At 41.5% G+C, this 21,882-nt stretch carries 20 protein-coding genes; 15 read left to right on the plus strand and 5 right to left on the minus strand.

What is annotated here, in order from left to right; translation table 11 throughout:
• The first annotated feature begins 429 nt into the window (after window positions 1-429).
• Both hutI and ftcD read left to right on the plus strand, forming a co-directional pair.
• Window positions 430-1,683 carry an imidazolonepropionase gene (hutI, locus tag BMW53_RS07205; RefSeq protein ID WP_038554465.1) on the plus strand — a complete coding sequence of 418 codons (1,254 nt, stop codon included), beginning with the start codon at window positions 430-432 and terminating at the stop codon, window positions 1,681-1,683.
• A 411-nt stretch (window positions 1,684-2,094) separates the two neighbouring features.
• On the plus strand, window positions 2,095-3,792 hold the full coding sequence (gene ftcD, locus BMW53_RS07210; RefSeq protein WP_038563527.1) for a glutamate formimidoyltransferase: 1,698 nt from the start codon (window positions 2,095-2,097) through the stop codon (window positions 3,790-3,792).
• A gap of 128 nt (window positions 3,793-3,920) precedes the next feature.
• Here ftcD and BMW53_RS07215 read toward each other — a convergent pair whose 3' ends face one another.
• Together BMW53_RS07215 and BMW53_RS07220 are read right to left on the minus strand one after the other, a co-directional pair.
• Window positions 3,921-4,670, minus strand: coding sequence for a DUF5995 family protein (locus tag BMW53_RS07215; RefSeq protein ID WP_038554462.1), 750 nt, complete (start codon window positions 4,668-4,670; stop codon window positions 3,921-3,923).
• Window positions 4,671-4,788: 118 nt separating this feature from the next.
• Entirely contained in the window at window positions 4,789-5,166 is a 378-nt protein-coding gene (locus BMW53_RS07220; RefSeq protein WP_038554459.1) for a MotA/TolQ/ExbB proton channel family protein, read from the minus strand.
• 210 nt (window positions 5,167-5,376) lie between these two features.
• On the opposite strand from BMW53_RS07220, the gene BMW53_RS07225 reads away from it, so the two are divergent.
• From BMW53_RS07225 to BMW53_RS07250, 6 genes are all read left to right on the plus strand, one after another.
• The gene (locus BMW53_RS07225) at window positions 5,377-6,462 is read left to right on the plus strand and encodes a sensor histidine kinase (RefSeq protein ID WP_038554456.1); all 1,086 of its coding nucleotides are present in this window, start codon (window positions 5,377-5,379) and stop codon (window positions 6,460-6,462) included.
• Window positions 6,455-7,168 (plus strand): LytR/AlgR family response regulator transcription factor, encoded by a 714-nt coding sequence (locus BMW53_RS07230; protein WP_038554453.1) that lies wholly within the window; start codon window positions 6,455-6,457, stop codon window positions 7,166-7,168. The genes BMW53_RS07225 and BMW53_RS07230 overlap by 8 nt, the downstream gene beginning before the upstream one ends.
• Before the next feature lie 240 nt (window positions 7,169-7,408).
• Window positions 7,409-8,068, plus strand: coding sequence for a TetR/AcrR family transcriptional regulator (locus tag BMW53_RS07235; RefSeq protein ID WP_051567511.1), 660 nt, complete (start codon window positions 7,409-7,411; stop codon window positions 8,066-8,068).
• Between the two features lie 4 nt (window positions 8,069-8,072).
• Window positions 8,073-8,927, plus strand: a complete 855-nt coding sequence (locus BMW53_RS07240; RefSeq protein WP_038554451.1) for an ABC transporter ATP-binding protein — start codon at window positions 8,073-8,075, stop codon at window positions 8,925-8,927.
• Window positions 8,920-9,618, plus strand: a complete 699-nt coding sequence (locus BMW53_RS07245) for a fluoroquinolone export ABC transporter permease subunit (RefSeq protein ID WP_038554448.1) — start codon at window positions 8,920-8,922, stop codon at window positions 9,616-9,618. Before BMW53_RS07240 ends, BMW53_RS07245 begins: the two co-directional genes overlap by 8 nt.
• 10 nt (window positions 9,619-9,628) lie before the next feature.
• Window positions 9,629-10,339, plus strand: coding sequence for an Rv2686c family ABC transporter permease subunit (locus BMW53_RS07250; RefSeq protein ID WP_038554445.1), 711 nt, complete (start codon window positions 9,629-9,631; stop codon window positions 10,337-10,339).
• A gap of 6 nt (window positions 10,340-10,345) precedes the next feature.
• On the opposite strand, the gene BMW53_RS07255 is transcribed toward BMW53_RS07250, so the two are convergent.
• Window positions 10,346-11,098, minus strand: coding sequence for an NUDIX hydrolase (locus BMW53_RS07255; RefSeq protein WP_038554442.1), 753 nt, complete (start codon window positions 11,096-11,098; stop codon window positions 10,346-10,348).
• Between the two features lie 165 nt (window positions 11,099-11,263).
• Window positions 11,264-12,136 carry an AraC family transcriptional regulator gene (locus tag BMW53_RS07260; protein WP_038554439.1) on the minus strand — a complete coding sequence of 291 codons (873 nt, stop codon included), beginning with the start codon at window positions 12,134-12,136 and terminating at the stop codon, window positions 11,264-11,266.
• 132 nt (window positions 12,137-12,268) lie between these two features.
• Here BMW53_RS07260 and BMW53_RS07265 point away from each other — a divergent pair, with 132 nt between their 5' ends.
• The 5 genes from BMW53_RS07265 to BMW53_RS07285 all read left to right on the plus strand — a co-directional run bounded on the left by BMW53_RS07265 (window position 12,269) and on the right by BMW53_RS07285 (window position 17,775).
• Window positions 12,269-13,396 (plus strand): L-rhamnose/proton symporter RhaT, encoded by a 1,128-nt coding sequence (locus BMW53_RS07265; protein WP_074780414.1) that lies wholly within the window; start codon window positions 12,269-12,271, stop codon window positions 13,394-13,396.
• Window positions 13,396-13,710: an L-rhamnose mutarotase gene (gene rhaM, locus BMW53_RS07270; protein ID WP_038554436.1), complete on the plus strand. Its 315-nt coding sequence runs from the start codon at window positions 13,396-13,398 to the stop codon at window positions 13,708-13,710. The genes BMW53_RS07265 and rhaM overlap by 1 nt, the downstream gene beginning before the upstream one ends.
• Before the next feature lie 24 nt (window positions 13,711-13,734).
• Window positions 13,735-14,997, plus strand: coding sequence for an L-rhamnose isomerase (locus BMW53_RS07275; RefSeq protein WP_038554433.1), 1,263 nt, complete (start codon window positions 13,735-13,737; stop codon window positions 14,995-14,997).
• A 71-nt stretch (window positions 14,998-15,068) separates the two neighbouring features.
• Window positions 15,069-16,430: an FGGY-family carbohydrate kinase gene (locus BMW53_RS07280; RefSeq protein WP_038563522.1), complete on the plus strand. Its 1,362-nt coding sequence runs from the start codon at window positions 15,069-15,071 to the stop codon at window positions 16,428-16,430.
• Between the two features lie 49 nt (window positions 16,431-16,479).
• Window positions 16,480-17,775 carry a class II aldolase/adducin family protein gene (locus BMW53_RS07285; protein WP_038554430.1) on the plus strand — a complete coding sequence of 432 codons (1,296 nt, stop codon included), beginning with the start codon at window positions 16,480-16,482 and terminating at the stop codon, window positions 17,773-17,775.
• A 285-nt stretch (window positions 17,776-18,060) separates the two neighbouring features.
• Here BMW53_RS07285 and BMW53_RS07290 read toward each other — a convergent pair whose 3' ends face one another.
• Window positions 18,061-18,780 (minus strand): GntR family transcriptional regulator, encoded by a 720-nt coding sequence (locus BMW53_RS07290; RefSeq protein WP_038554427.1) that lies wholly within the window; start codon window positions 18,778-18,780, stop codon window positions 18,061-18,063.
• Window positions 18,781-18,974: 194 nt separating this feature from the next.
• On the opposite strand from BMW53_RS07290, the gene BMW53_RS07295 reads away from it, so the two are divergent.
• Both BMW53_RS07295 and lpdA read left to right on the plus strand, forming a co-directional pair.
• On the plus strand, window positions 18,975-20,288 hold the full coding sequence (locus BMW53_RS07295) for a dihydrolipoamide acetyltransferase family protein (protein ID WP_038554424.1): 1,314 nt from the start codon (window positions 18,975-18,977) through the stop codon (window positions 20,286-20,288).
• Between the two features lie 143 nt (window positions 20,289-20,431).
• Window positions 20,432-21,793, plus strand: a complete 1,362-nt coding sequence (gene lpdA / locus BMW53_RS07300) for a dihydrolipoyl dehydrogenase (protein ID WP_038554421.1) — start codon at window positions 20,432-20,434, stop codon at window positions 21,791-21,793.
• The last annotated feature ends 89 nt before the right edge of the window (window positions 21,794-21,882 follow it).

Raw genomic sequence — 21,882 nt, forward strand, 5'->3', positions numbered from 1 at the left:
CGTTTTCTTTTCGGATTGTTATCGTAAGGTAAGAAGTTGTTAATTAAGGAACCGCCGTATACGAGAACCGTACGTACGGTGGTGTGAGAGGTCGGAAAATAAAGTAGGAGGAAAACTATTTTATTTTCCTCCTACTCGATCTGCTGAGTATTTTATAGATCCACAACTTTCAAATAAATCTGATTTTCCATTAAACTGGAAGCTTCTTCCGGAAAGTTATCGGAAATCGTTTTCCAGCCCTATTTGATGAAGTAATTAAACTCGTCGTTATTTCACTATTTCCATTGGCAAATTTACCAACTACGGTTCTATTATTTTAAACTTTAATTTGGTTTTGCTGATTTCCATCATTTCAAAAACGGCTGGTAAAAGGTTGATTTATGCCTGCATTTTTGTACCTTTTTAAAACAAACAGTAAACAGCAGCAGAATGAAATTATTACTTGAAAATATAAAAGAGCTGGTTCAGGTGGAGGATCAACCCGTTTTGTTCAGGGCCGGAAAAGAAATGGCAAAGGTGAATACCATAAAAAATGCTTTTCTGATTATCCGCGATGAAGTGATTGAGGATTTTGGGCCGATGGACCAGCTAAAAGACAAATATTTGGATGATGACCTGCTGATTGAGATTGATTGCTCGAACCGATTGGTTTACCCCAGTTTTTGCGATTCGCATACGCACCTGGTTTATGCAGCACCGCGCGAAAAGGAATTTGTGGACCGGATAAAAGGCCTGTCGTACGAAGAGATTGCCCGCCGGGGTGGTGGTATTTTAAATTCGGCAAAACTGCTGCACGAAACCTCGGAAGAAGAACTGTATGAAAGTGCCATGGAGCGCCTTTGGGAGATTGTAAAAATGGGAACCGGAGCCGTGGAAATAAAAAGCGGGTACGGCCTGAATACCGAAGACGAATTGAAAATGTTGCGTGTAATTCAACAGATTAAACGCACTTCGCCCATTTGTGTGCGTGCGAATTTTCTGGGGGCTCACGCTATTCCGCTGGGGTATAAAAATAATCCATCGGAATATGTCGATATCATCATCAACGAAATGATTCCGCAGGTTGCTGCCGAAGAACTGGCCGATTTTATTGATGTGTTTTGCGATCAGGGCTTTTTCTCGGTAGAGGATACTGAACGTATTCTTATGGCCGGATTAAAATATGGCTTGCGGCCAAAAATTCACGCGAACGAACTGGGATTAACCGGCGGTATCCAGGCCGGGGTGAAATACAACGCACTTTCGGTCGATCACCTGGAATATGTGGGCGAAGATGAAATTGCCGCGCTCATAGATTCGGAAACGATGCCGACTGTTTTGCCGGGAGCTGCTTTCTTTCTGAATATGAAATTGTCGCCGGTGCGCGAAATGATTGAAGCCGGTTTGCCGGTAGCGCTGGCATCCGATTTTAACCCCGGTTCGTCGCCCAGCGGAAACATGAGCCTGATTTCGGCAATGGGCTGCATTAACTTTAAAATGTTGCCCGAAGAAGTGATTAACGCCACCACACTAAATACAGCCTATGCCATGGGAATTAGCGAAAGCTACGGAAGTATTGCCCGCGGAAAAATTGCGAATCTGTTTATTACCACTGAAATACCGGGAATTGAATATCTGCCGTATGCCTACGGTTCAAACCTGATAGAAACGGTTATCATTAACGGCGAGGTTCAAAACTTTTAGGCTTCGACACCACTCAGCGTGATTGTTTTTAATTCTACTTTTACAGATTATCTTTATATCAGATTTTATGGATTTTTACCGCTTTGAAGAGCAATGTAATTAGGTTAAGGCTGTAAGCCTTTGTTAATTCAGCCCAAGGCGACGCCTTGGGGCCAACGATTGATGTTTTTGGTCGCCCTGAAAGGGCAGCTAAATTGCCTTTTGGGATTAGGGGAAAACAGATTGATTTTATTAATAGATTAATGAATCTGTTGAAGTGGAATTAATCACTGCAAAAAATCATAAGCTAAATCTTTTGCTATTTATACATTCGCATAAATTGTCATTTCGACGAGTAGGCGAGGAGAAATCTGTTGCAAAACGAAGAGATTTCTCACTGTGTTCGAAATGACAGAAATAAACCGAAACAAAATGAAAAAAATAATCGAATGCGTTCCCAACTTCTCTGAAGGGCGTGATATGAGTATAATCAAGGAAATTACCAATGCCATTGAAAGTGTGGCCGATATTAGTTTGCTGGATGTCGATCCCGGAAAAGCAACCAACCGTACTGTAGTCACTTTTGTAGGTACGCCCGATGATGTGATTGAAGCTGCATTCCGTGGAATAAAACGCGCTGCCGAGTTAATCGATATGCGACAGCACAAAGGAGAGCATCCCCGTTTTGGTGCCACCGATGTTTGTCCGCTGGTGCCGGTGGCTAACGTAAGCATGGATGAAGCCATAGAATATGCACGAAAACTGGGGCAGCGTGTTGGCGAAGAACTCGGAATTCCGGTGTTTAGCTACGAGTTTGCCGCTTTTAAAGAAGAACGCCGCAGTTTGGCCAATTGCCGTTCAGGCGAATACGAAGCCTTGAAAGAGCGCATCACAACAGAAAAATGGAAACCTGATTTTGGCCCCAATGAATGGAACGACAGAGTTGCCGGAAGTGGTGCAACAGCTATTGGGGCCCGCAACTTTTTGGTAGCTTACAATATCAATCTGAATACAACATCAACACGCCGTGCCAATGCTATTGCTTTTGATATTCGCGAAGCCGGACGTGTAAAACGCGAGGGAAACCCCATTACCGGAAAAATTGTAACCGATGAAAATGGTGAGCCGGTTCGTATTCCGGGCAGCCTGAAAAAGACCCGCGCCATTGGCTGGTACATCGAAGAATATGGTGTGGCTCAAATCTCCATTAACCTAACCGACATAACCGTTACACCGGTATATGTGGCTTTTGATGAAACCTGCAAAAAAGCAACCGAACGTGGAATTCGTGTTACAGGTTCGGAGTTGGTGGGTTTGATTCCATTACAGGCGATGCTGGACGCCGGAAAATATTTCCTGCGCAAACAAGAACGTTCAACCGGTATTTCGGATGAAGAGCTTATAAAGATTGCCATCAAATCATTGGGGCTGGATGAACTGGCACCTTTTGATCCGAAAAAGAAAATCATTGAATATGTGATCGAAGATAAATCAGTGAAAAAGCTGGTTGATATGACTTTAACACAGTTTAAAGATGAAACAGCTTCGGAATCGCCGGCTCCGGGAGGTGGTTCCATTTCGGCTTATGTTGGTGCTTTAGGTGGCGCTTTGGGAGCGATGGTGGCCAATCTTTCGGCACATAAACGTGGTTGGGACGAGCGTTGGGAAGAATTCTCTGATTGGGCTGAAAAAGGCAAATATTACCACAGCGCCTTGCTGAATTGTGTGGATGAAGATACCGATGCATTTAATAAAATTATGGCCGCTTTTGGATTGCCAAAATCCAGCGATCAGGAAAAAGCCGAGCGCAAACAAGCCATTCACGATGCTACAAAAAATGCCATTGAAGTGCCACTAAAAGTAATGCAACTGGCGCACGATTCATTGGAAGTAATGCAGGCGATGGCAGAAGTTGGTAATCCGAATTCGGTTTCCGATGCCGGGGTAGGAGCCTTGTGTGCACGAACAGCTGTTCATGGTGCCTACCTGAATGTAAAAATTAATGCAGCTGGTTTTGCTGATGCAGATTTTCTGGAAAAGGCTTTGGAAACAGCTGAGAACTTACTAAAAGCGGCAAAAGAAAAAGAGGCTGCAATTCTGGCAATTGTGAAGCTTAAAATAGAAGGCTAAAATCCTTTGAGAAACTTTGTGACCCACTTCGTGTACTTTGTGGTTAGAAATTTAACCACGAAGTTGCGCAAAGATCGCTCAAAGTTTCACAAAGTATGCTGAACAAATTAAGGCGTTGAAGCCAAATTTTATCGCCTTAATTTTTGAATTTTATCGGCAACCGTGCCACGTTCGGTCCATCGAATAATTTGGAACAAGAAGTTGAGAACTTTCCCGGGATCGGTTATCAGCCGGGTTTTATCAGCAACTTTTTTGTCTCTGACTTTAATCGTTTCGGGCCAGTCGTTTTTGTCAACAGCAACAATTTCTTTGGCAAAGTTCCAGGCACCATCCCGCGCAATTTTCATACTAAAATCTACCAGAAAATTATCGGCCTGACCCAGCCACAAAAGCAACTTTCGGAGAAAAGGCCAAATGGAAGAGAGCCCGTTTTGCACTTCATCTACCATCGATGCCAAAATCTCGTTTATCCGTTTAAAATCATCTTCCAGTTCAACAATGTTAGTGTTGTTTGAAATTTCAGCGGCCGCAATGCCAAGATCAAGGTTAATGTGTGCGTTCATTCCCAGTAAAAGGTGTTGAACCACCAGATGGTTATTGTTTTTGGCTTCAGTAAAGGCAATGTTCCATGAGTGAGTTACCGGGTTATTCTTCCCGGCAAAATACGCATCGATGTAGCGTTTGGCAAAAACAACATCAAGCTTTTCCATTCGCGGGCCGTCATCAAAATAATTATTCTGGATTTCCTCTTTTACCTTAATCGTTACCTTTTGGTAGAGTACGGCAAAATAACCCAGCGTACTTCCGGTTCTCAAAGACTCTTCAATAATGGAATTCAGTGCAAGAATAACATCATCAATATTTTCGATTGGTTTCATTTAGTGCATCATTTGGTTGCGTTATAATTAAGCAACAAAAAACAGGGGTAAGTGTTGAAATTATGCGCTAAGCGGACCAAACCGCAAAGTGCACAAAGCAATGGAATGACAGTATTGTTTAATTGTTTTCGTGTGGCTGAAAGTTCTTTTGCATACTGATAAGCACAACAATTCCCAGTCGTGTTAAAGCAAATACCAGAATGCCGCACAAAGGAGCAATCAATGCTATTTTTAGTCCGTCAGCAAAAACACTTGGCGCTACATCGCCCATTGCCTGAACTTTATCGAAGATCATAATAAGTCCGAAAACGCGCCCCAAAAATCCCCAGGCAACTGCAAACCAGCTTATTTGCTTCATTAATTCAATGGTTTTGTATTTTTCTCCTTTCATTAATATTCCGCGTACAAACAGCCCGATAAGTACAAAAAATGTCAGTAAAATAATGTAGGTAAAAGCAGGACCGCCTTCGTTAAGTTTGTCGATAATTGCATTCATAATTTTAGTTTTAAATAAATACTAATCAAATGTACGTCAGAAAATGATGGCATTTATTTTATTGCGACAGATGGAACATTCTATGCGCGTTTTTTCAAAATTAATCTTATAAACCGAAAACGGAATGTTGTAAATGCAACAAAACGATGAAAACCCGTAATTCGTCGCTAAAAAAATGCCGGTTCACGAAAATTAAGTAGTATTGTATTAATGAACTTTTGGAAGAAAATAAATTTTAAAACGATCCTTTTTCATTCGCTGTTTTGGGTGGCGGTGTGGTTTTTCTTTTTCTATTTTTTTAGCTATAATTCGGATAAAGTGGATTATGCACTGTGGTTTTCGAGCGGGTTATTGCCCTTAACCATTGGCGTTACCTATTTTGTAAATTACCGCCTAATTCCGCGGTATTTGCTGGCCAAACGTTATTGGAAATTCGCACTGTACAGCTTTTATACCTTCGTTTATATTTCATACGTTATCTCTTTGCTTATTTATACCTGCCTGATTTTGGTACTTAAATTCAACCTGAACGAGATGCCGCCAATGAGCAAAAATTTCTTCTTTGTTTTGCTGCTGGTTATTATCGTTGTTGGTGTAATTAGTTTTGTAAGCATATTAAACCAGAGTTTTAAAACCGCTACAGCAAATAAGGAATTGCAGAACAAAATTCTGGAAACGCAACTTCAGTTAAAGGAGCAGGAGTTGCTTTATTTGAAGCGCCAGATTCATCCGCATTTTTTGTTTAATACTTTAAATACCATTTACGGTTTTGCCTTGAAACAGTCGAAACAAACGCCCGATATTATTCTGAAACTCTCGAATTTGCTCGATTATATATTGTACCAGGTAAATAAACCGCTGGTAAGTTTGAAAGAAGAAGTGCTTCATATTCAGGAATACATTGAGCTGGAGAAAGTGCGTTTTCAAGACACCTTGAAAGTAGATTTTCAGTCGTCGGAAGTGAAGGAGGAAATTCAGGTGGCGCCAATGTTACTGATTCCCTTTGTTGAAAATGCCTTTAAACATGGTAACTTAGTGGATGGATTTTTGCAAATTAAAATTGAGGTGCAGGTTGACAATGACTGCCTGGAATTTGAAATTGCAAATTCGTTTATTAATGAGGATAACGCACACAAAAATGGCGGGCTGGGATTGCTGAATATCAGAAAACGGCTGGATTTGAATTATCCGCGAAATTATGAATTAACACACGAGATAAAAGAGAACTGGTATCGCGCGAAACTAGTTATTTGCGACCTGGCAAAAAACGAACAATCGAACCGGAAAGATGAGTAAAAAAATACCTTGCATAATAGTTGACGATGAGCCCATGGCACGTGAAATTCTGAAGAGCCACCTCCGGAAAATTGAAACGGTTGAAATTGTTGCGTTGTGTAAAAATGCTATCGAGGCTTTTAATGTGATCAGCAACCAGTCGGTTGACCTGATTTTTCTTGATATAAATATGCCGGAGATTTCGGGGCTGTCGTTTGCCAAATCCATTAACAATTCGGTGAAAGTAATTTTTACCACAGCCTATCGCGAGTATGCGGTTGACGGTTTTGATTTGCAGGCCGTGGACTATTTGCTGAAACCCATTTCGTTTGGCCGGCTGATGCAAAGTATTAATAAATACCTGAGCGAAAATCAGCAGGTAGATTTTGATGAACCTGTACGAATTGAGCCCGAAAAAAGTGAGTCGATATTTGTTCGCTCCGACCGCAAAATGATTAAAATAAATTTCCCGGAGATCCTGTATATCGAAAGCCTGGCCGATTACATAAAAATTCATTTAAGGGATAAAACCATTGTAACACGCGAAACCATCTCGAGCATTGAAGCCAAATTACCACAGCACGATTTTTTGCGGGTACACCGCTCGTTTATTGTGGCCGTAAGGGCAATTAGCTCGTTTACTGCCGAAATCATTGAAGTTGGTAAAAAGCAAATTCCGGTAAGTCGCAGTTATAAAGATGCAGTGCTGAAAAAGCTTCAATCCTGAATGTTTTTCATTAGTACGATTTCTATATTAATTTAAGTAGGGGAGAGATGCTGAATCGAGTTCAGCATGACGTTTCAATTTATTTACTGTGTTTGTTCTGGCGTCAACCTGAACTTGATTCAGGGTCTTTAATTGTCTGTACAAAGACGAGAGGTTGTTGTAAAACATGATCCATTTATAATATATATGACCACTCAGTCATTTTATTATTTTTACATTTGTGACTGAGCAGTCATAATTATGCCAAAAGAAACATTTATAAAGCTGAAGGAGGAAAAGAAAAAGCAGATTACCGATGCTTTTTTGAGGGAGTTTGCGGTGAAAACCTACGACGAAGCTTCCATTTCGATGGTGGTAAAAAGGTTGGGAATTGCCAAAGGCAGCGTTTACCAATATTTCAATGATAAACTCGATTTGTTTATGTATCTGGTAAACGAATCGGTGGCTGTTAAAATAAAGTACACCGAAGCCGTTAAACGCGAAAATTACCCCGACTTTTGGGCTTTCTTTTCAGCTTTGTACGAACACGGATTTCGTTTCGATGACGAGAATCCCTTGCACAGCCATTTTTTGCATAACCTAACCCAAAATCTTAATTCGCCTTCCATAAAACATTTGTATAACGAATTGCTTTCGCAGGTGGTGGCAGCTTTTGAAAATATGGTGGAATATGAAGTGGAAAAAGGTTTATTCCGTTCTGATATTCCGATAAATACACAGGGATTTTTTTTGTATAAACTGGGCGTAAGTATTCAGGAGCAACTGGAAGTGACAGGAATAATTCACCCCAAGGAAAGTATTGAAAAGCTGCAGCCGGTTTATTTTGGGAAAAAGAACGATTTAATGCAAGTGGTTGCTGATTATATAAAGCTGGCCAGACGGGCTTTTGATAAAAACTAAACGAATGATACAGGTTGAAAATTTGGTGTTTCAATACCCCGGAAATGATGAACCAACGTTAAAGGGGCTTGATTTTTCGATTGCCAAAGGCGACATTTTTGGTTTTCTCGGGCCATCGGGAGCCGGGAAAAGTACCGCGCAAAAAGTTCTGTACAAAATTCTGGAAGGCTACAAAGGACAGGTGAATATTGATGGGAAAAATCTTTCGGAATGGAACAATTCGTATTTTGAACGAATCGGCGTTGGTTTTGAGTTGCCCAACCATTACCTGAAGTTAACGGGGAAAGAAAACCTGGAGTTGTTTGCGGCTTTCTACCCAAGTGGTGAAAAACAAAACAATGCACAGCTGTTTGAAATGGTTGATTTGCAAGATGCCATGGACAAGCCGGTTGAAACCTATTCGAAAGGCATGAAAATGCGCCTGAATTTTATCCGGGCCATACAACACGATCCTGATATTTTGTTTTTCGATGAGCCAACCACCGGCCTCGATCCGGTGAATGCACGTAAAATAAAACAGCATATTCTGGATTTGAAAAACCGGGGTAAAACCATTTTTGTAACTACGCATAGTATGGAAACCGCCGATGGTATTTGCGATCGTGTGTCGTTTATTGTAGATGGGAAGTTGGTGCTTACCGACACTCCTCGCAACCTGAAGAGTATTTACGGTAAAGAAGCGGTAACCGTTGAGCTGAAAAACGGGCAGTCGGAAGAGTTTCCGCTGAAAGACCTTGGTGTAAATCCGAAATTTCTGGACTTTATAAAGCAGGATGAGGTAAAACGCATTCATACGCTGGAAGCTACTTTGGAAGAGGTTTTTATTCGTGTAACCGGAAAATCGTTGGGTGATGAATAGTTTTGGCTCGCAACTAAAATGGCAGTTTATTTTGCTGCAAAAGAACAGCATTATAACAATCAGTTTTGCTGTAACATTGGTATATGGCCTTCTATTATATTTCTTAAGAGACATTGGCAGTTTGGATAAATTGCTGATTGCTCTTGTGCTGAACGATCCGTCGGTAATTGGTTACTTTTTTATTGCACTGGCCATTTACATCGAGATGAAACACCGGATTTTGCAGGCCATTTTTGTAACGCCGTTTAACCTGCATCATCTGTTTTTGTCGAAAGTTATTTCGGTCTCGTTAATCGGGATGGTGTGTTCGTTGGGGTTGGCATTTTCCGTAAAAGGATTTCACTTTAATATCGCCTGGTATGCAATTGGTTCGCTTTCCATCTGTGTTCTTTCTTCGTTGTTGGGCTTGTATATGCTTACATTTTCCAACGAGTTCTTAAAATTTGCCATGACCTCAATTCCTGTTTTTCTGATATTTGTAAACCTGCCACTTCTTCAATATTTAAATGTTGTTGAAATGGGATTGGTGAAATACATTTTTCCCATTCAGGGAAGTCTCGATCTGATTGATTATTCGGTAAGCGGCACAGCAATTAATTTTGCATTTGCAATCGCATCAATTGTGGTGTTTATTCCGTTTTTTTACTGGCTTGCATTTCGCCGCTTTTCACGAAAAATTGTTCATCAATAAAACACCGGAGATGAAAAAGTTATTAAAACTGGCTTTTACTGATTTTAAGCTGATTTTTCGCGATCCGTCGCTGAGATCGTTTTTGGTGTTGCCCGTAATTCTGTTTGTGCTTATTATTTGGGGCGTGCCTCCTTTAATCGAAAAATACGATTTTTTGTTTCCGTACCTGTCGTTGTTTTTGGTGGTTGGCGTTATCGAAAACACCCAAATGTTTTGCTTTATAAATACCATGGTTTTGATAGACGAAAAAGAGTCGGATGTGGCAAAAGTTTATGGAGTTGTTCCGTTAAGCAAGATGGAATATGTGTTTTCCCGTTTTTTGCTTCCGTACCTGTTTACTGTTGTTTTGAACCTGATTTTATTATTTGTTCAAACAATTTGCGATATTTCGACGGCATCAGCACTGCTTATTTCGTTTCTGGCTGCGCTGGTGGTGCCGGTTTATGCCTTGGCAATAAATTCACTTGTGCAAAACCGCATGCAGGGAATGGTGTATGTAAAAGCATTTAATATGCTGGTGTTGATTCCGCTTGCTGCCTTTTTTGTTCCCGAAAAGTTCGTGCATTGGTTTGGTGTTTTTCCAACGCACTGGGTATTTCAGGCAATCGATCGGGCAACACAAAACCTGTCGATAGGAGTATTTGCGGCCATTGGATTTGTTTTTTTCCTTGCTTTGTTGTGGTTGGTAAGCCGAATTTTTGTACGGAAACATTTTGTGTAAAAGCTTCTACCAAATTCCACTCAATCCATCTTCCAGCGCTTTTTTGTAGCTTTCGCGGTTAAATTCGTACAAAAACGGTGCTTTATGGGCGCCGCCGGTTTTTCGCTCATTCAGTTTGTTCAGAATTTTATACGATAATATTTTTCGCTGAAAATTTCTACGGTCGAGTTCGCGTCCCAATATCGTTTCGTAAAGTTTTTGCAATTGCGGCATGGTAAACTTCCGGGGCAGCAATTTTAATCCAATGGGTTGCTGATTTAGTTGAATGCGCAAGGTTGTCAGTGCTTTATCGATAATATCCTTATGGTCGATAAACATCTCAACATCGGCAAAGGGGCTTATCCATTCGCAGGATTCCGAAAGTGCATCGGGCTGGGGATTTACTTTCGAGAATTCAACCAGGGCATAAAATCCAACTGATATGAAACGTTTTTTGAAAAATGCTACAATTTCAGGTGGTTTATTTTTTAAAAATTCAGGATCGTCTTTTTTGGGTTTATCCCTGTACGGGTCGCTAAACACATTAAACTGTTTCAGAAAAATGTTGTCCAATCCGGTTCGTTCTTTAAGCGTGCGCTCGGCTGCCTGCTCCAATGTTTCTTCGTGCTTTAAAAAACCACCGGGCAAACCATAGGCATCCGTATGTTTTAACCGAAGCATTAAAACCTTTAGTTCATTATCGTGAAAACCAAATATTACACAATCTAAAGAAATATGATCGAGTACCTCTGAAACGTTGAGTTGATGTTTATTAGCCAATGTATAAATATTTAAAAAAACACAAAATAACCGATTTTTTTTGAATCTCAGCTGCTTCCGCGAACTTAGATGGGTTGGCGGTTAAAAGCAATGACATTTACATGTTTTTTGAGACATGCTTCTGGAATGGCAGTATCCGTTTTTTTTGAAACGCTTTTTTTGCAATTAATTCACACGTTTACGAAATTCCGAAGGATTCATGCCCACTTTCTTTTTAAATATCAAACTGAAATAGTGAATGGTTTGAAAGCCAAGCTCAAGGCTGATCTCCTTAATGCTTTTATCGGTAGAAATCAGCAGTTCTTTGGCACGTATTATACGCAGTTGCAAATGATACTGGCCGGGCGAAACACCGGTGTATTTTTTAAACATTTTACGAAAATACGAATAGCCAACATTGTGCCGGCATGCCAATTCCTCTAAGTCGAATTCCTGCGCCGCATTTTGTCGCATTAAAAAACGTACTTCTTCAATTACCTTCGAAATCTGCTTTCCGGAGAAACCTTTTCGTTTTTCAATTGAAATAATGTAACCCAGCAGTTTTACCACCATTCCTGATGCGATTTGCTGATAGCCGGGGTGTTCTTTTTCAATCAGGTCGAATATTTTTAAATACGAATCGATAATATCTTCGCGAATGCCACATTGTATAACCGGTTGCCGTACCGAGAATGTGGGGTGTTTTAATAGATGGCTGGCTACACTCCCGTTAAATCCTACATAGTTTTCTACCCAGCCTGTTTTTTTTAGGGGGCGATACCGGTGCCATTCATCCGGGAAAATAACGAGCAAACTTCCCGGCTTTACCTGGAATTTTCCGGCTGAATTTTCAAATATTCCTGTGCCTTCTGTTATGTAATTCAATTGAAATTCATGAAGAACCCGTCCGTTTTTCCATTCAAAATAATATTCCGACGGATGTTCTTTGGTTGGGTAATGTGTATTGGCTTTTATTCGGGCATATCCGGCCACCTTTAAATATAAGCCCCAGTTTATATCCTCTTCACTTGTTGTTAGATATTTAAAATACTCGTTCATTTAAATTGTGCCAAAAAATATAAATTATTTGCCAGTTTCTGTATTGATGCGCAAGAAAAAGCATAATATTTTTGACTTGTCTTTACATAACAGAACTTAAAACTTTTATAAACCAATTAAAAATTAATCAAAATGCAGGCTCTACTCGGAATTATTTTTCATTCGCTTGGAGGTATGGCATCCGGAAGCTGGTATATGCCGTATAACTGGGTGAATAAATGGCGGTGGGAAATCTACTGGATTACAGGCGGAATATTCTCGTGGCTGATTATGCCTTATCTGGCTGTTGTTTTTACGATACCCGACTGGCAGGGAATTCTTCAATCAGCCGAAGGAAGTGTTATCCGCAATACCTACATAATGGGATTACTTTGGGGGATTGGCGGATTAACCTATGGTTTGGCCATTCGCTATCTGGGTATGTCGCTGGGTAATTCCGTATTGTTAGGAATAACTTCAGTGGTTGGGTCGCTGGGCTTACCTATTTTGCGTAATATTCCGGGAGTTGCCGATTTGCTCCCCGCAGGACTTTCTTTCTCCGACCTTTTTGGTAGTACCGGCGGTAGAATTGTGTTACTGGGTATTGTTATTTTGGTAGTTGGAATTATTTTGAGCGGACGCGCCGGAATTATGAAAGACCGCGATTTGGCAGGGAATAAGGAAGGTGTTAACGAAGAATTTAAACTGGCAAAAGGACTTATTATAGCCGTTATTTCGGGTGTTTTAAGTGCATTTTTTAGTTTCGGAATCGATACCGGAAAAGAAATGGCAGAAGTGGCCCGGTCGATGGCTGTGGAGCAGAACTATTCTTTTATAACAGAAAATGGCAACGGATTTAAATATCTCTTCGAAAACAACATTATATTTTTTGTGATTTTGTGGGGTGGTTTAACAACCAACTTATTGTGGTCGCTTGCGCTGATCTTAAAAAATAAAACCGGCAGCGATTTTGTCAACAAAAAAACACCATTGCTGCGTAACTATCTTTTCTGTGCCTTGGCAGGAACCACCTGGTTTCTTCAGTTCTTTTTTTACGGAATGGGCGAAACGAAAATTGGCAACGGCGCCAGTTCGTGGACACTGCACATGGCAACCATTATTCTTACTGCCAACTTGTGGGGATTTTACCGGAAAGAGTGGAGAAGTGTTTCACGGAAGGCTTTCAATATGATTCTTGTCGGAATCGGAACCATTCTGTTGTCGGTTATCGTAATAGGAATTGCCAAATGGTTATATCCTGAATTAAATGCCCTGGGATAATGGAACGGATAGCTTTTAAAATGTACCTCAACGAAGGGCAAAAGGAAGAATATAAAAAACGACACGCTGAAATTTGGCCCGAGCTGAAACAATTGCTGAAAGAGGCCGGCATAAGCGAATATTCGATTTTTTTTGATGACGAAACAAACACCTTGTTTGCATTTCAGAAGGTAACTGGCGAAAGTGGTTCGCAGGATTTGGGAGCAACTGAAATTGTACAAAAGTGGTGGACTTATATGAAAGACATCATGAAATCAAATTCGGATAATTCGCCTGTTTCGGTTCCACTGGAGGAAGTTTTTTATATGGAATAAATAGAAATCGATAAGACAATAATTATGAGTGAATTAATAAAAAAAGCTTACGAAATAGCTAAAGAACAATATGCTGCAATTGGTGTAGATACTGATGCTGCTTTGAAAAAAATGAACGAATTAACCATATCGCTGCACTGTTGGCAAACCGATGATGTTGGTGGTTTTGAAACACCCGATGCAACACTTTCAGGTGGAGGTATTCAAACTACCGGAAATTATCCCGGTAAAGCAAAATCAGTTGCCGATGTTCGTCAGGATTTGGAGAAAGTAATGTCGTTGCTTCCCGGAAAACAACGTGTAAACCTGCATGCCATTTATGGCGAGTTTGGAGGCGAAGTGGTTGATCGTGACCAGATAGAATTGAAGCATTTCCAGGGCTGGATCGACTGGTGTAAAGAGCAGGGAATAGGTATGGATTTTAACGGTACTTTCTTTGCGCATCCGAAAGCCTCCGATGGTTTTACCTTGTCGAGTAAAAATGAAGAAACCCGTAAGTTTTGGGTAGAGCACCTGAAACGTTGCCGGGCTATTTCGGCTGAGACCGGAAAACAACTGGGAACGCCTTGTGTACACAATACGTGGGTGCCTGACGGATCAAAAGATACACCGATTGACAGAAACGGGTATCGCACTTTGCTGCAAAAATCGCTGGACGAAGGTATGGCTGTAAAGTATCCGAAAGAACACATGAAAGATGCTGTTGAAAGTAAAACTTTTGGTATCGGGTTGGAATCGATGACAGTTGGCTCAAATGAATTTTATGTGGGTTATGCCGTGAAAAACAATATCCTGATGTGTATCGACAATGGTCACTATCACCCAACCGAAATTGCTGGTGATAAAATTTCTGCCGTTCTTCAGTATATTGACGGTTTGTTGCTTCACGTAACCCGTCCTGTACGTTGGGACTCTGACCACGTAGTTACACTTAACGAGGAAATCCAGCTGATTGCATCAGAAATTGTACGTAACGATTTTATGAGTCGGGTAAATGTAGGGCTCGATTTTTTCGATGCATCTATAAACCGTATTGGTGCTTATGTAACCGGTACACGTGCTGCCCAAAAGGCGTTCTTAATTGCCATGTTGGAGCCAACTAATGATTTGGTTGCCATTGAGGAAGCCGGAAAAAATTTCGAGCGTTTGGCAATGCTGGAAGAACTAAAAACAATGCCGTTCAGCGCTGTTTGGGATTACTACTGTTTGCAGGAAGGCGTCCCAACCGGAATGGCTTACATTGGTGAAATTCAACAGTACGAAAAAGATGTGCTGTTAAAAAGATAAGTTGAGTTTATAACTGGAATCCTTTTTTGCCTGATAGTAAGGTGGAAAAGGATTTTTTATTACCTGCAAAAATGACCGAAGTAATAGCTGTTTTCGACATAGGAAAAACCAATAAAAAAATATTGTTGTTCGACAGTAACTTCAAAGTTGTGAAACAACACGAAGAGAAGTTTCCGGTGATAACCGACGACGATGGATTTGAATGCGACGACATTGATTTGATTACATCGTGGATAGGTAAAAGCCTGCAAGAAATTGTAGCCGACATTGCGTATGATTTAAAAGGGGTAAACTTTTCAACTTACGGAGCATCGCTGATGTTTTTGGATGAGAAAGGACAGCGCCTTGCACCGGTGTATAACTATTTGAAGGAAGTGCCGGAAACGATTGCAGCGAGTCTTTTCGAACAGTATGGAGGTAAAAATGAATTTTGCCGAAAAACGGCCAGTCCGGCGTTGGGGCTGCTGCTGAATTCCGGTATTCAGATTTTATGGCTGAAAAACCAAAAGCCTGCCGTTTACGATAAAGCAAAAGCGGTGTTGCATTTCCCACAATTTTTGTCGTACACTTTGTCGAAACAAATAGTATCGGAGCCTACATCAATCGGTTGTCATACTTTTATGTGGGATTTCGATCAAATGAAATACCATCAGTGGATTGCTGATAACGAAATTGCTTTGCCGGAACCTGTTAACAACGATGTGGTTTTTCCGGCCTGCGTGGGAGGAAAAGAAGTAAAAGTAGGAACCGGGATTCACGACAGTTCGGCTTCGTTGGTGCCTTACTTGAAGGCCAGTCCTGCAAAATTCATCCTCGTTTCAACCGGAACATGGTGCATTAACATGAACCCATACAACAAAGAGCCCTTAACTGCCAGTGAACTGGAACAGGATTGTTTGTGTTTCTTAACTCCAAACAAAGAGCAAGTGAAATCTTCGCGTTTGTTTATGGGGCATTTTCACGAAGTTTGGGCCGAAAAGCTGGCCAAACATTTTGGTGTTGCGCAAGACCGGTTTAAAAAGGTGAAAAACGATCAGGAATTGGTTGATACGCTTTCAAACAAATATGGCGAAAGCTCCGTATATTTTCCCACAGGCAAGGAAAGTTTCGAGGATGGTTTAAAATTGGTTGATCTGAGTATCTTTGCAAATTACGAGGAAGCCTACACCCAGTTGATGATCGATCTGACAGCACTTTGTGTAACTAGTATTAATCTGGTTATTCCTGAAAATGATGATTCAGAGATTCTTTATGTTTCAGGAGGTTTTGCCCGAAACCCAATTTTTATCGGCTTGCTGAAAAAAAGTTTACCGGCTAAAAAAGTTCTGATCTCAGAAGTTGATAACTCCAGTGCCTTGGGGGCTGCAATGGTTATTTCCGATACTTTTTCGGATGCTGATGTGTCGAAGCTTGATCTGGGGATTCAAAAGTAAGAATGCAATAATTTACAAGACAGAAGACGAATAGTTTAAAATTTAGAAAATGAGAAAATTGAATACGAAGTGGATGCATCCGCGTGATCAGATCATCATGATTATTGATAAGATTTACAAAGGAGGACTGACGACAACTTCCGGAGGTAATATCTCGATAATTGACGATGATGGGGATGTGTGGGTAACACCTTCGGCTATTGATAAAGGAACGCTGCGCCCTACAGATATTGTTTGTGTGAAAAAGGATGGAACCATCGAAGGGCGCCATAAGCCGTCATCGGAGTATCCGTTTCACATCGCCATTTACAAATGCCGTCCGGAGATTAAAGCCGTAATTCACGCGCACCCGCCGGCATTGGTTTCGTTTAGTATTGTTCGTCAAATTCCAAATACCAATGTAATTCCGCAGGCAAAACATGTTTGCGGGCCAATTGGTTATGCGCCATACGCTTTGCCCGGAAGTAATGAGTTGGGCGATGTAATTGCCGATGAGTTTGCAAAAGGAGTAAACGCCGTAATTATGGAAAACCACGGAACAGTGGTGGGCGGAAGTGATTTAAGTGATGCTTTTCAGCGTTTCGAAACCATGGAATTTTGTGCGCGAACACTGATAAACGGAAGCACAATTGGTAAGCCGAATTATTTATCGGATGAGCAGATTGATGCATTTGAGAATCAGATTCCACGGTTATTGCCCGAGATGGAGAAAGTGGAACATCCATCGGACGAGCGAGCTATTCGGGAGCAGATACAGCGTATTGTTTTACGCGCCTGCGATCAGGGAATGATGATCAGCTCATACGGAACTGTTTCGGTGCGATGGAAAGGCGATGACTTTCTGATTACACCTACCAATGTTGCACGTTGGGATATTCAGTTAAAAGACATTGTGCAGATTAAAGATGGTAAACGCGAGCCCGGAAAGCTTCCGAGTCGTTCAACATGGCTGCACCAGGAAATTTACAAACGTTTTCCGCACATCAATTCCATCATTCTTACGCAAACACCTTACCTGATGGCTTACAGCGTAACAGGTGAAAAAATTGATGTTCGAACTATTCCGGAGAGCTGGATCTTCCTGCAAGACATTCCGAATGTACCGTTTGGTTCTCACTTTGCCGGCGAAGAAACCATTTTGAGTACCTTGGGAGAAAATACACCGGCAGTAATCATTAACAACGATTCGGTACTGGTAACCGGCGATAAATTACTGGGTACATTCGATAAACTGGAAGTGGCAGAGTTTAGTGCTAAATCGCTTACCATGGGAGCATCGCTCGGGAAATTGGTTCCAATCAATCAGGAACAGATTGAAGATTTAAGGAAGAAATTTCTATCGTAACGATATATAATGAAAAGGGCTGCGGTTGCAGCCCTTTTTTTATGAAAATTTTTCGCATCGTCTAATTTCCCCAGCTTAACATTTGAGCTGTTTTCCCTTTGTAAGGGAAAATGTCGATAGACAAAAGGGTAGAGTTTGTATTTTATATTCTTTACCCTTCATCCTATCGGGAGCTCCCCTTAAAATGGGAGCATGATCAAAGATATTCTGTAGTGTTACAAAATTATTCACTTTCAATCCCATTCATGAATCTCGGAGTAATGAATATTTTATGCTTGTTGGTTTTTAAAACGTTCCAAAAATAGCGTACTTCTCGCTGTTGCAATACACCTGGCTGTAAATAAAAAATCCTTCACGACTGGTTTCCATTTTGCGGTTGAGGTGAAGTATCGGGTGCCCTTCTTTTACATTCAGGTATTCCTGAATTTTCTTGTCAGCCAAAATGGCCATCAATCGCTGCTCGCCACCGGTAACTTCAATGTCGTACATGGTGCGCAAAATGTTAAACAAGGATTTATTCTCGAGGTTACGGCTGATAAAACGACGCAGGTTGATGTTGGGCATCATGGTAATATCATAAAAAACCGGCTGCTTGTTCATAATGCGCAATCGCTCGAAATAAATACAACCAAATTCTTCCTCATTATTCAAGAGCGGATAGGCAAGATTTGTGGTATCCCACTGCCGGATCTCCGGTTTTACAATTATCTCAGTAATAAGGTTTTCCTGTCCAACAGCACTCGTTGTTCCCGATAACGACAGGATTCCAACACCCTGCGGAACGCCCATTACAATACTCCCTTTTCCTTGTTTCTTTTTAATGTATCCTTCGTGAACAAGGCGGTCGAGTGCTTTGCGAATCGTTGGCCGGGTGGTCTGATGCACCGTACAAAGTTCGTTTTCTGAAGGTAGAATATCACCTTTCAGATATACGCCATCGGTTATGTGTTTGCGAATGATTTCGTAAACAACTTTGTATTGCGGTAAATTTTTACTCAGACGCATATTTTTACTTTTTTCAGGAGTGACAAATATAAACGATTTTCTCTTTTGATGTGAATACAAAAATGTATAAATGTATTTACAAGTTACTTGTAAATGTCTTGAAAAGATTGTAGCTTAAATGTTTATGTAAAAACAGTGAATTAACTTGTAAATACAAGTTGGCTCGTTTAAGTTTGTTGAAAATTAATAGAACTATGGCTACACCGATAATAATGCCCCGTCAGGGGCAGTCTGTTGAATCCTGCATCTTTACCGAATGGACGAAAGAAGTGGGAGAGGAAGTTAAAAAGGGCGATGCGCTCTTTGCTTATGAAACCGATAAAGCATCATTTGAGCAGGAAGCTGAGGAAGATGGTGTTTTACTGGCTGTGTTTTGCGAAGAAGGAGATGAGGTTCCTGTTTTGCAAACCATTGGCGTAATTGGCCAGCCGGGCGAAAATATCGATGAGTTAGCTGCCGGAACTGCACCTGCAGCGGCCACTGAAGTAAAAGAAGAAGTGGTAGAAAAGCCTGCTGAGGAAAAAGAAGAAGTTAAGGTGGTTCTGAAAGAAAAGGCTGAAGGCGGGAAAGTAAAAATTTCTCCACGCGCCAAAAATCTGGCTGAAAAAGATGCAGTGCCTTACGAATCTATTGAAGGCTCAGGCCCCGGTGGACGCGTAATCGAGCGTGATGTTAAAGCTTATGAAGCATCGCAGCCGAAAATGTCGCCGCTGGCTAAAGAAGTTGCCAAAGCTGAAGGATTGGAAGCAGCCGGAGAAGGTAGCGGATTGGCAGGAACAGTAAAAGCATCCGATCTCGGAACAAAACCTGTTTATGCCGATGATTTCGAGATCAGGGAAATGCCACATATCCGCAAGTTGATCGCCAAAGCAATGTTTCAATCGTTGCAGTATTCGGCACAGTTGACGCATCATTTAGGTGCCGATGCAAGAAGATTGCTTGCCTTGCGTAAAGAAATAAAAGCCCAGGAAGGCGCACCGAATATCACACTGAACGATATGGTTTGTTTCGCCGTAATTAAAGCCCTGAAACAATTCCCCGATGTAAATGCTCATTTCCTTGGCGATAGCGTAAAATATTTCAATAAAGTACATCTTGGGTTGGCCGTTGATACCGACCGTGGTCTGATGGTTCCGGTGATAAAAAATGCGGATGACCTTTCAATTACAGGTTTGTGCAACCAGTTTAAAGAGGTTGCCGATGCTTGTCGTACCGGAAGTATCGATCCTGAGTTGCTTTCTTCTGAAGCTGCATCGTTTACCGTTTCAAACCTTGGAAACTACGGTGTCGAAATGTTTACACCGGTTATCAACCTGCCACAGGTAGCTATTCTTGGTGTGAACACAATTGTACCACGACCCAAAGATCTTGGCGACGGAGTTTACGGATTCGTACCTTACATGGGCTTGAGTTTGACTTACGATCACCAGGCGCTGGACGGCGGAATGGCCACACGTTTTGTGAAGCAGGTGGCTATTGAAATTGAAAACTTAACGATTGAATATTAGCCCCTCCGCACCTCCCCAGAGGGGAGGAATAGAGAAGCTGATCTGTATTTGTTAAAGAGCTTACGATGTTAAAAAAAAAGGTGTTTGAAAAATAAATTTTAAAGAAATAAAACCCTCCCCCTTGGGGGAGATGGAGGGGGCTTATGAAGTACGATTTAGCAATAATAGGTGCCGGACCTGGCGGGTATGTTGCCGCCGAAAGAGCCGGAGCAAAGGGACTGAAAGTGGTTCTTTTCGAAAAGAAAGAACTGGGCGGTGTTTGTTTGAACGAAGGTTGTATTCCTACAAAAACATTGCTTTACAGTGCCAAAATTTACGATAGCGCAAAAAGCGGAAGTAAATACGGTGTGGAAGCAAACGATCTGTCGTTTAGTTTCGATAAGATGATGGCCCGTAAGAATAAAGTGGTGAAGAAACTGGTTGGCGGCGTTGGCATGAAAATGAAGCAGTTTAATGTGGATGTGGTCAACGAGGCGGCAATGATAAAAAAGAGAAGTGCCGATGGTATTGAGATTGAAGCAGGAGGTAAAGCTTATGTAGCTGCCAACCTGATGATTTGCACCGGCTCTGAAGCTTTTGTGCCTCCAATTCCCGGAGTACAGGATAATGATGATGTACTTACCAATCGCGAAATTTTGCAACTGAAAGAGCAGCCAAAATCATTGGTGATCATTGGCGGAGGTGTTATCGGAATGGAGTTCGCCAGTATTTTTAACAGCCTTGGAACGAAAGTTACCATCATTGAAATGTTGGACGAGATCCTGACCGGAATGGACAAAGGCCAAAGTGCCATATTGCGCCAGATCTACGCGAAAAAAGGCATCGAGTTCAATCTGTCGTCAAAAGTTACCAAAGTTGACGGAACAAAAGTAAGCTTCGAAAAAGACGGTAAAACAACCGAAATTGAAGGTGATAAAATATTAATGAGCGTTGGTCGCAAGCCGGTAACCACAGGTTTTGGTCTGGAAAATCTGGGTGTTGAATTATTCAAAGGCGGAATAAAAGTCGATGAAAAAATGCGCACCAATATTCCTAACGTTTACGCTGCCGGCGATGTAACAGGTTTTTCATTGTTGGCACACACTGCCAGCCGCGAAGGTGAAGTGGTGGTAAACAACCTTTCAGGTCGCCCGGATAAAATGCGTTACAATGCCATTCCCGGAGTGGTTTACACCAATCCTGAAATCTCGGGTGTTGGTTTAACCGAAGAAACTGCAAAAGCAAAAGGAATCGACTATAAAATTGCTGAATTGCCGATGGCTTACGCCGGACGGTTTGTTGCTGAAAACGAGGGTGGCAGCGGATCGTGCAAAGTATTGGTAGGTGCAAAGTACGGCGAGGTGCTGGGTGTTCACATGATCGGAAATCCATCGAGCGAAATAATCTACGGCGCCTGCATGGCCATTGAAGCAGAAATGACACTGAAAGAAATGGAAGAAGTGGTTTTCCCGCATCCAACCGTTTCGGAGATTTTTAAAGAAACCGTTTTCAGTTTTGGGCACTGATTGTTGAAACAGAGACCCTGAAATAAGTTCAGGGTGACGTTCAGTGCATAAGCAAGGACACAACCGACTACGTCATGCTGAACTTGTTT

Source organism: Draconibacterium orientale (genome assembly GCF_900111425.1).
GTDB classification, from domain to species: Bacteria; Bacteroidota; Bacteroidia; order Bacteroidales; family Prolixibacteraceae; genus Draconibacterium; species Draconibacterium orientale.

Excerpts from the sequence above, each read along its gene's own strand:
- BMW53_RS07225 (WP_038554456.1), top strand. The coding sequence starts at position 5,377 with ATGAACTTTTGGAAGAAAATAAATTTTAAAACGATCCTTTTTCATTCG.
- BMW53_RS07230 (WP_038554453.1), top strand. The coding sequence starts at position 6,455 with ATGAGTAAAAAAATACCTTGCATAATAGTTGACGATGAGCCCATGGCA.
- ftcD (WP_038563527.1), top strand. The coding sequence starts at position 2,095 with ATGAAAAAAATAATCGAATGCGTTCCCAACTTCTCTGAAGGGCGTGAT.
- BMW53_RS07275 (WP_038554433.1), top strand. The coding sequence starts at position 13,735 with ATGAGTGAATTAATAAAAAAAGCTTACGAAATAGCTAAAGAACAATAT.
- BMW53_RS07295 (WP_038554424.1), top strand. The coding sequence starts at position 18,975 with ATGGCTACACCGATAATAATGCCCCGTCAGGGGCAGTCTGTTGAATCC.
- lpdA (WP_038554421.1), top strand. The coding sequence starts at position 20,432 with ATGAAGTACGATTTAGCAATAATAGGTGCCGGACCTGGCGGGTATGTT.
- BMW53_RS07240 (WP_038554451.1), top strand. The coding sequence starts at position 8,073 with ATGATACAGGTTGAAAATTTGGTGTTTCAATACCCCGGAAATGATGAA.
- BMW53_RS07280 (WP_038563522.1), top strand. The coding sequence starts at position 15,069 with ATGACCGAAGTAATAGCTGTTTTCGACATAGGAAAAACCAATAAAAAA.
- hutI (WP_038554465.1), top strand. The coding sequence starts at position 430 with ATGAAATTATTACTTGAAAATATAAAAGAGCTGGTTCAGGTGGAGGAT.
- BMW53_RS07220 (WP_038554459.1), bottom strand. The coding sequence starts at position 5,166 with ATGAATGCAATTATCGACAAACTTAACGAAGGCGGTCCTGCTTTTACC.
- BMW53_RS07235 (WP_051567511.1), top strand. The coding sequence starts at position 7,409 with ATGCCAAAAGAAACATTTATAAAGCTGAAGGAGGAAAAGAAAAAGCAG.
- BMW53_RS07215 (WP_038554462.1), bottom strand. The coding sequence starts at position 4,670 with ATGAAACCAATCGAAAATATTGATGATGTTATTCTTGCACTGAATTCC.
- BMW53_RS07285 (WP_038554430.1), top strand. The coding sequence starts at position 16,480 with ATGAGAAAATTGAATACGAAGTGGATGCATCCGCGTGATCAGATCATC.
- BMW53_RS07250 (WP_038554445.1), top strand. The coding sequence starts at position 9,629 with ATGAAAAAGTTATTAAAACTGGCTTTTACTGATTTTAAGCTGATTTTT.
- BMW53_RS07260 (WP_038554439.1), bottom strand. The coding sequence starts at position 12,136 with ATGAACGAGTATTTTAAATATCTAACAACAAGTGAAGAGGATATAAAC.
- BMW53_RS07290 (WP_038554427.1), bottom strand. The coding sequence starts at position 18,780 with ATGCGTCTGAGTAAAAATTTACCGCAATACAAAGTTGTTTACGAAATC.
- rhaM (WP_038554436.1), top strand. The coding sequence starts at position 13,396 with ATGGAACGGATAGCTTTTAAAATGTACCTCAACGAAGGGCAAAAGGAA.
- BMW53_RS07265 (WP_074780414.1), top strand. The coding sequence starts at position 12,269 with ATGCAGGCTCTACTCGGAATTATTTTTCATTCGCTTGGAGGTATGGCA.
- BMW53_RS07245 (WP_038554448.1), top strand. The coding sequence starts at position 8,920 with ATGAATAGTTTTGGCTCGCAACTAAAATGGCAGTTTATTTTGCTGCAA.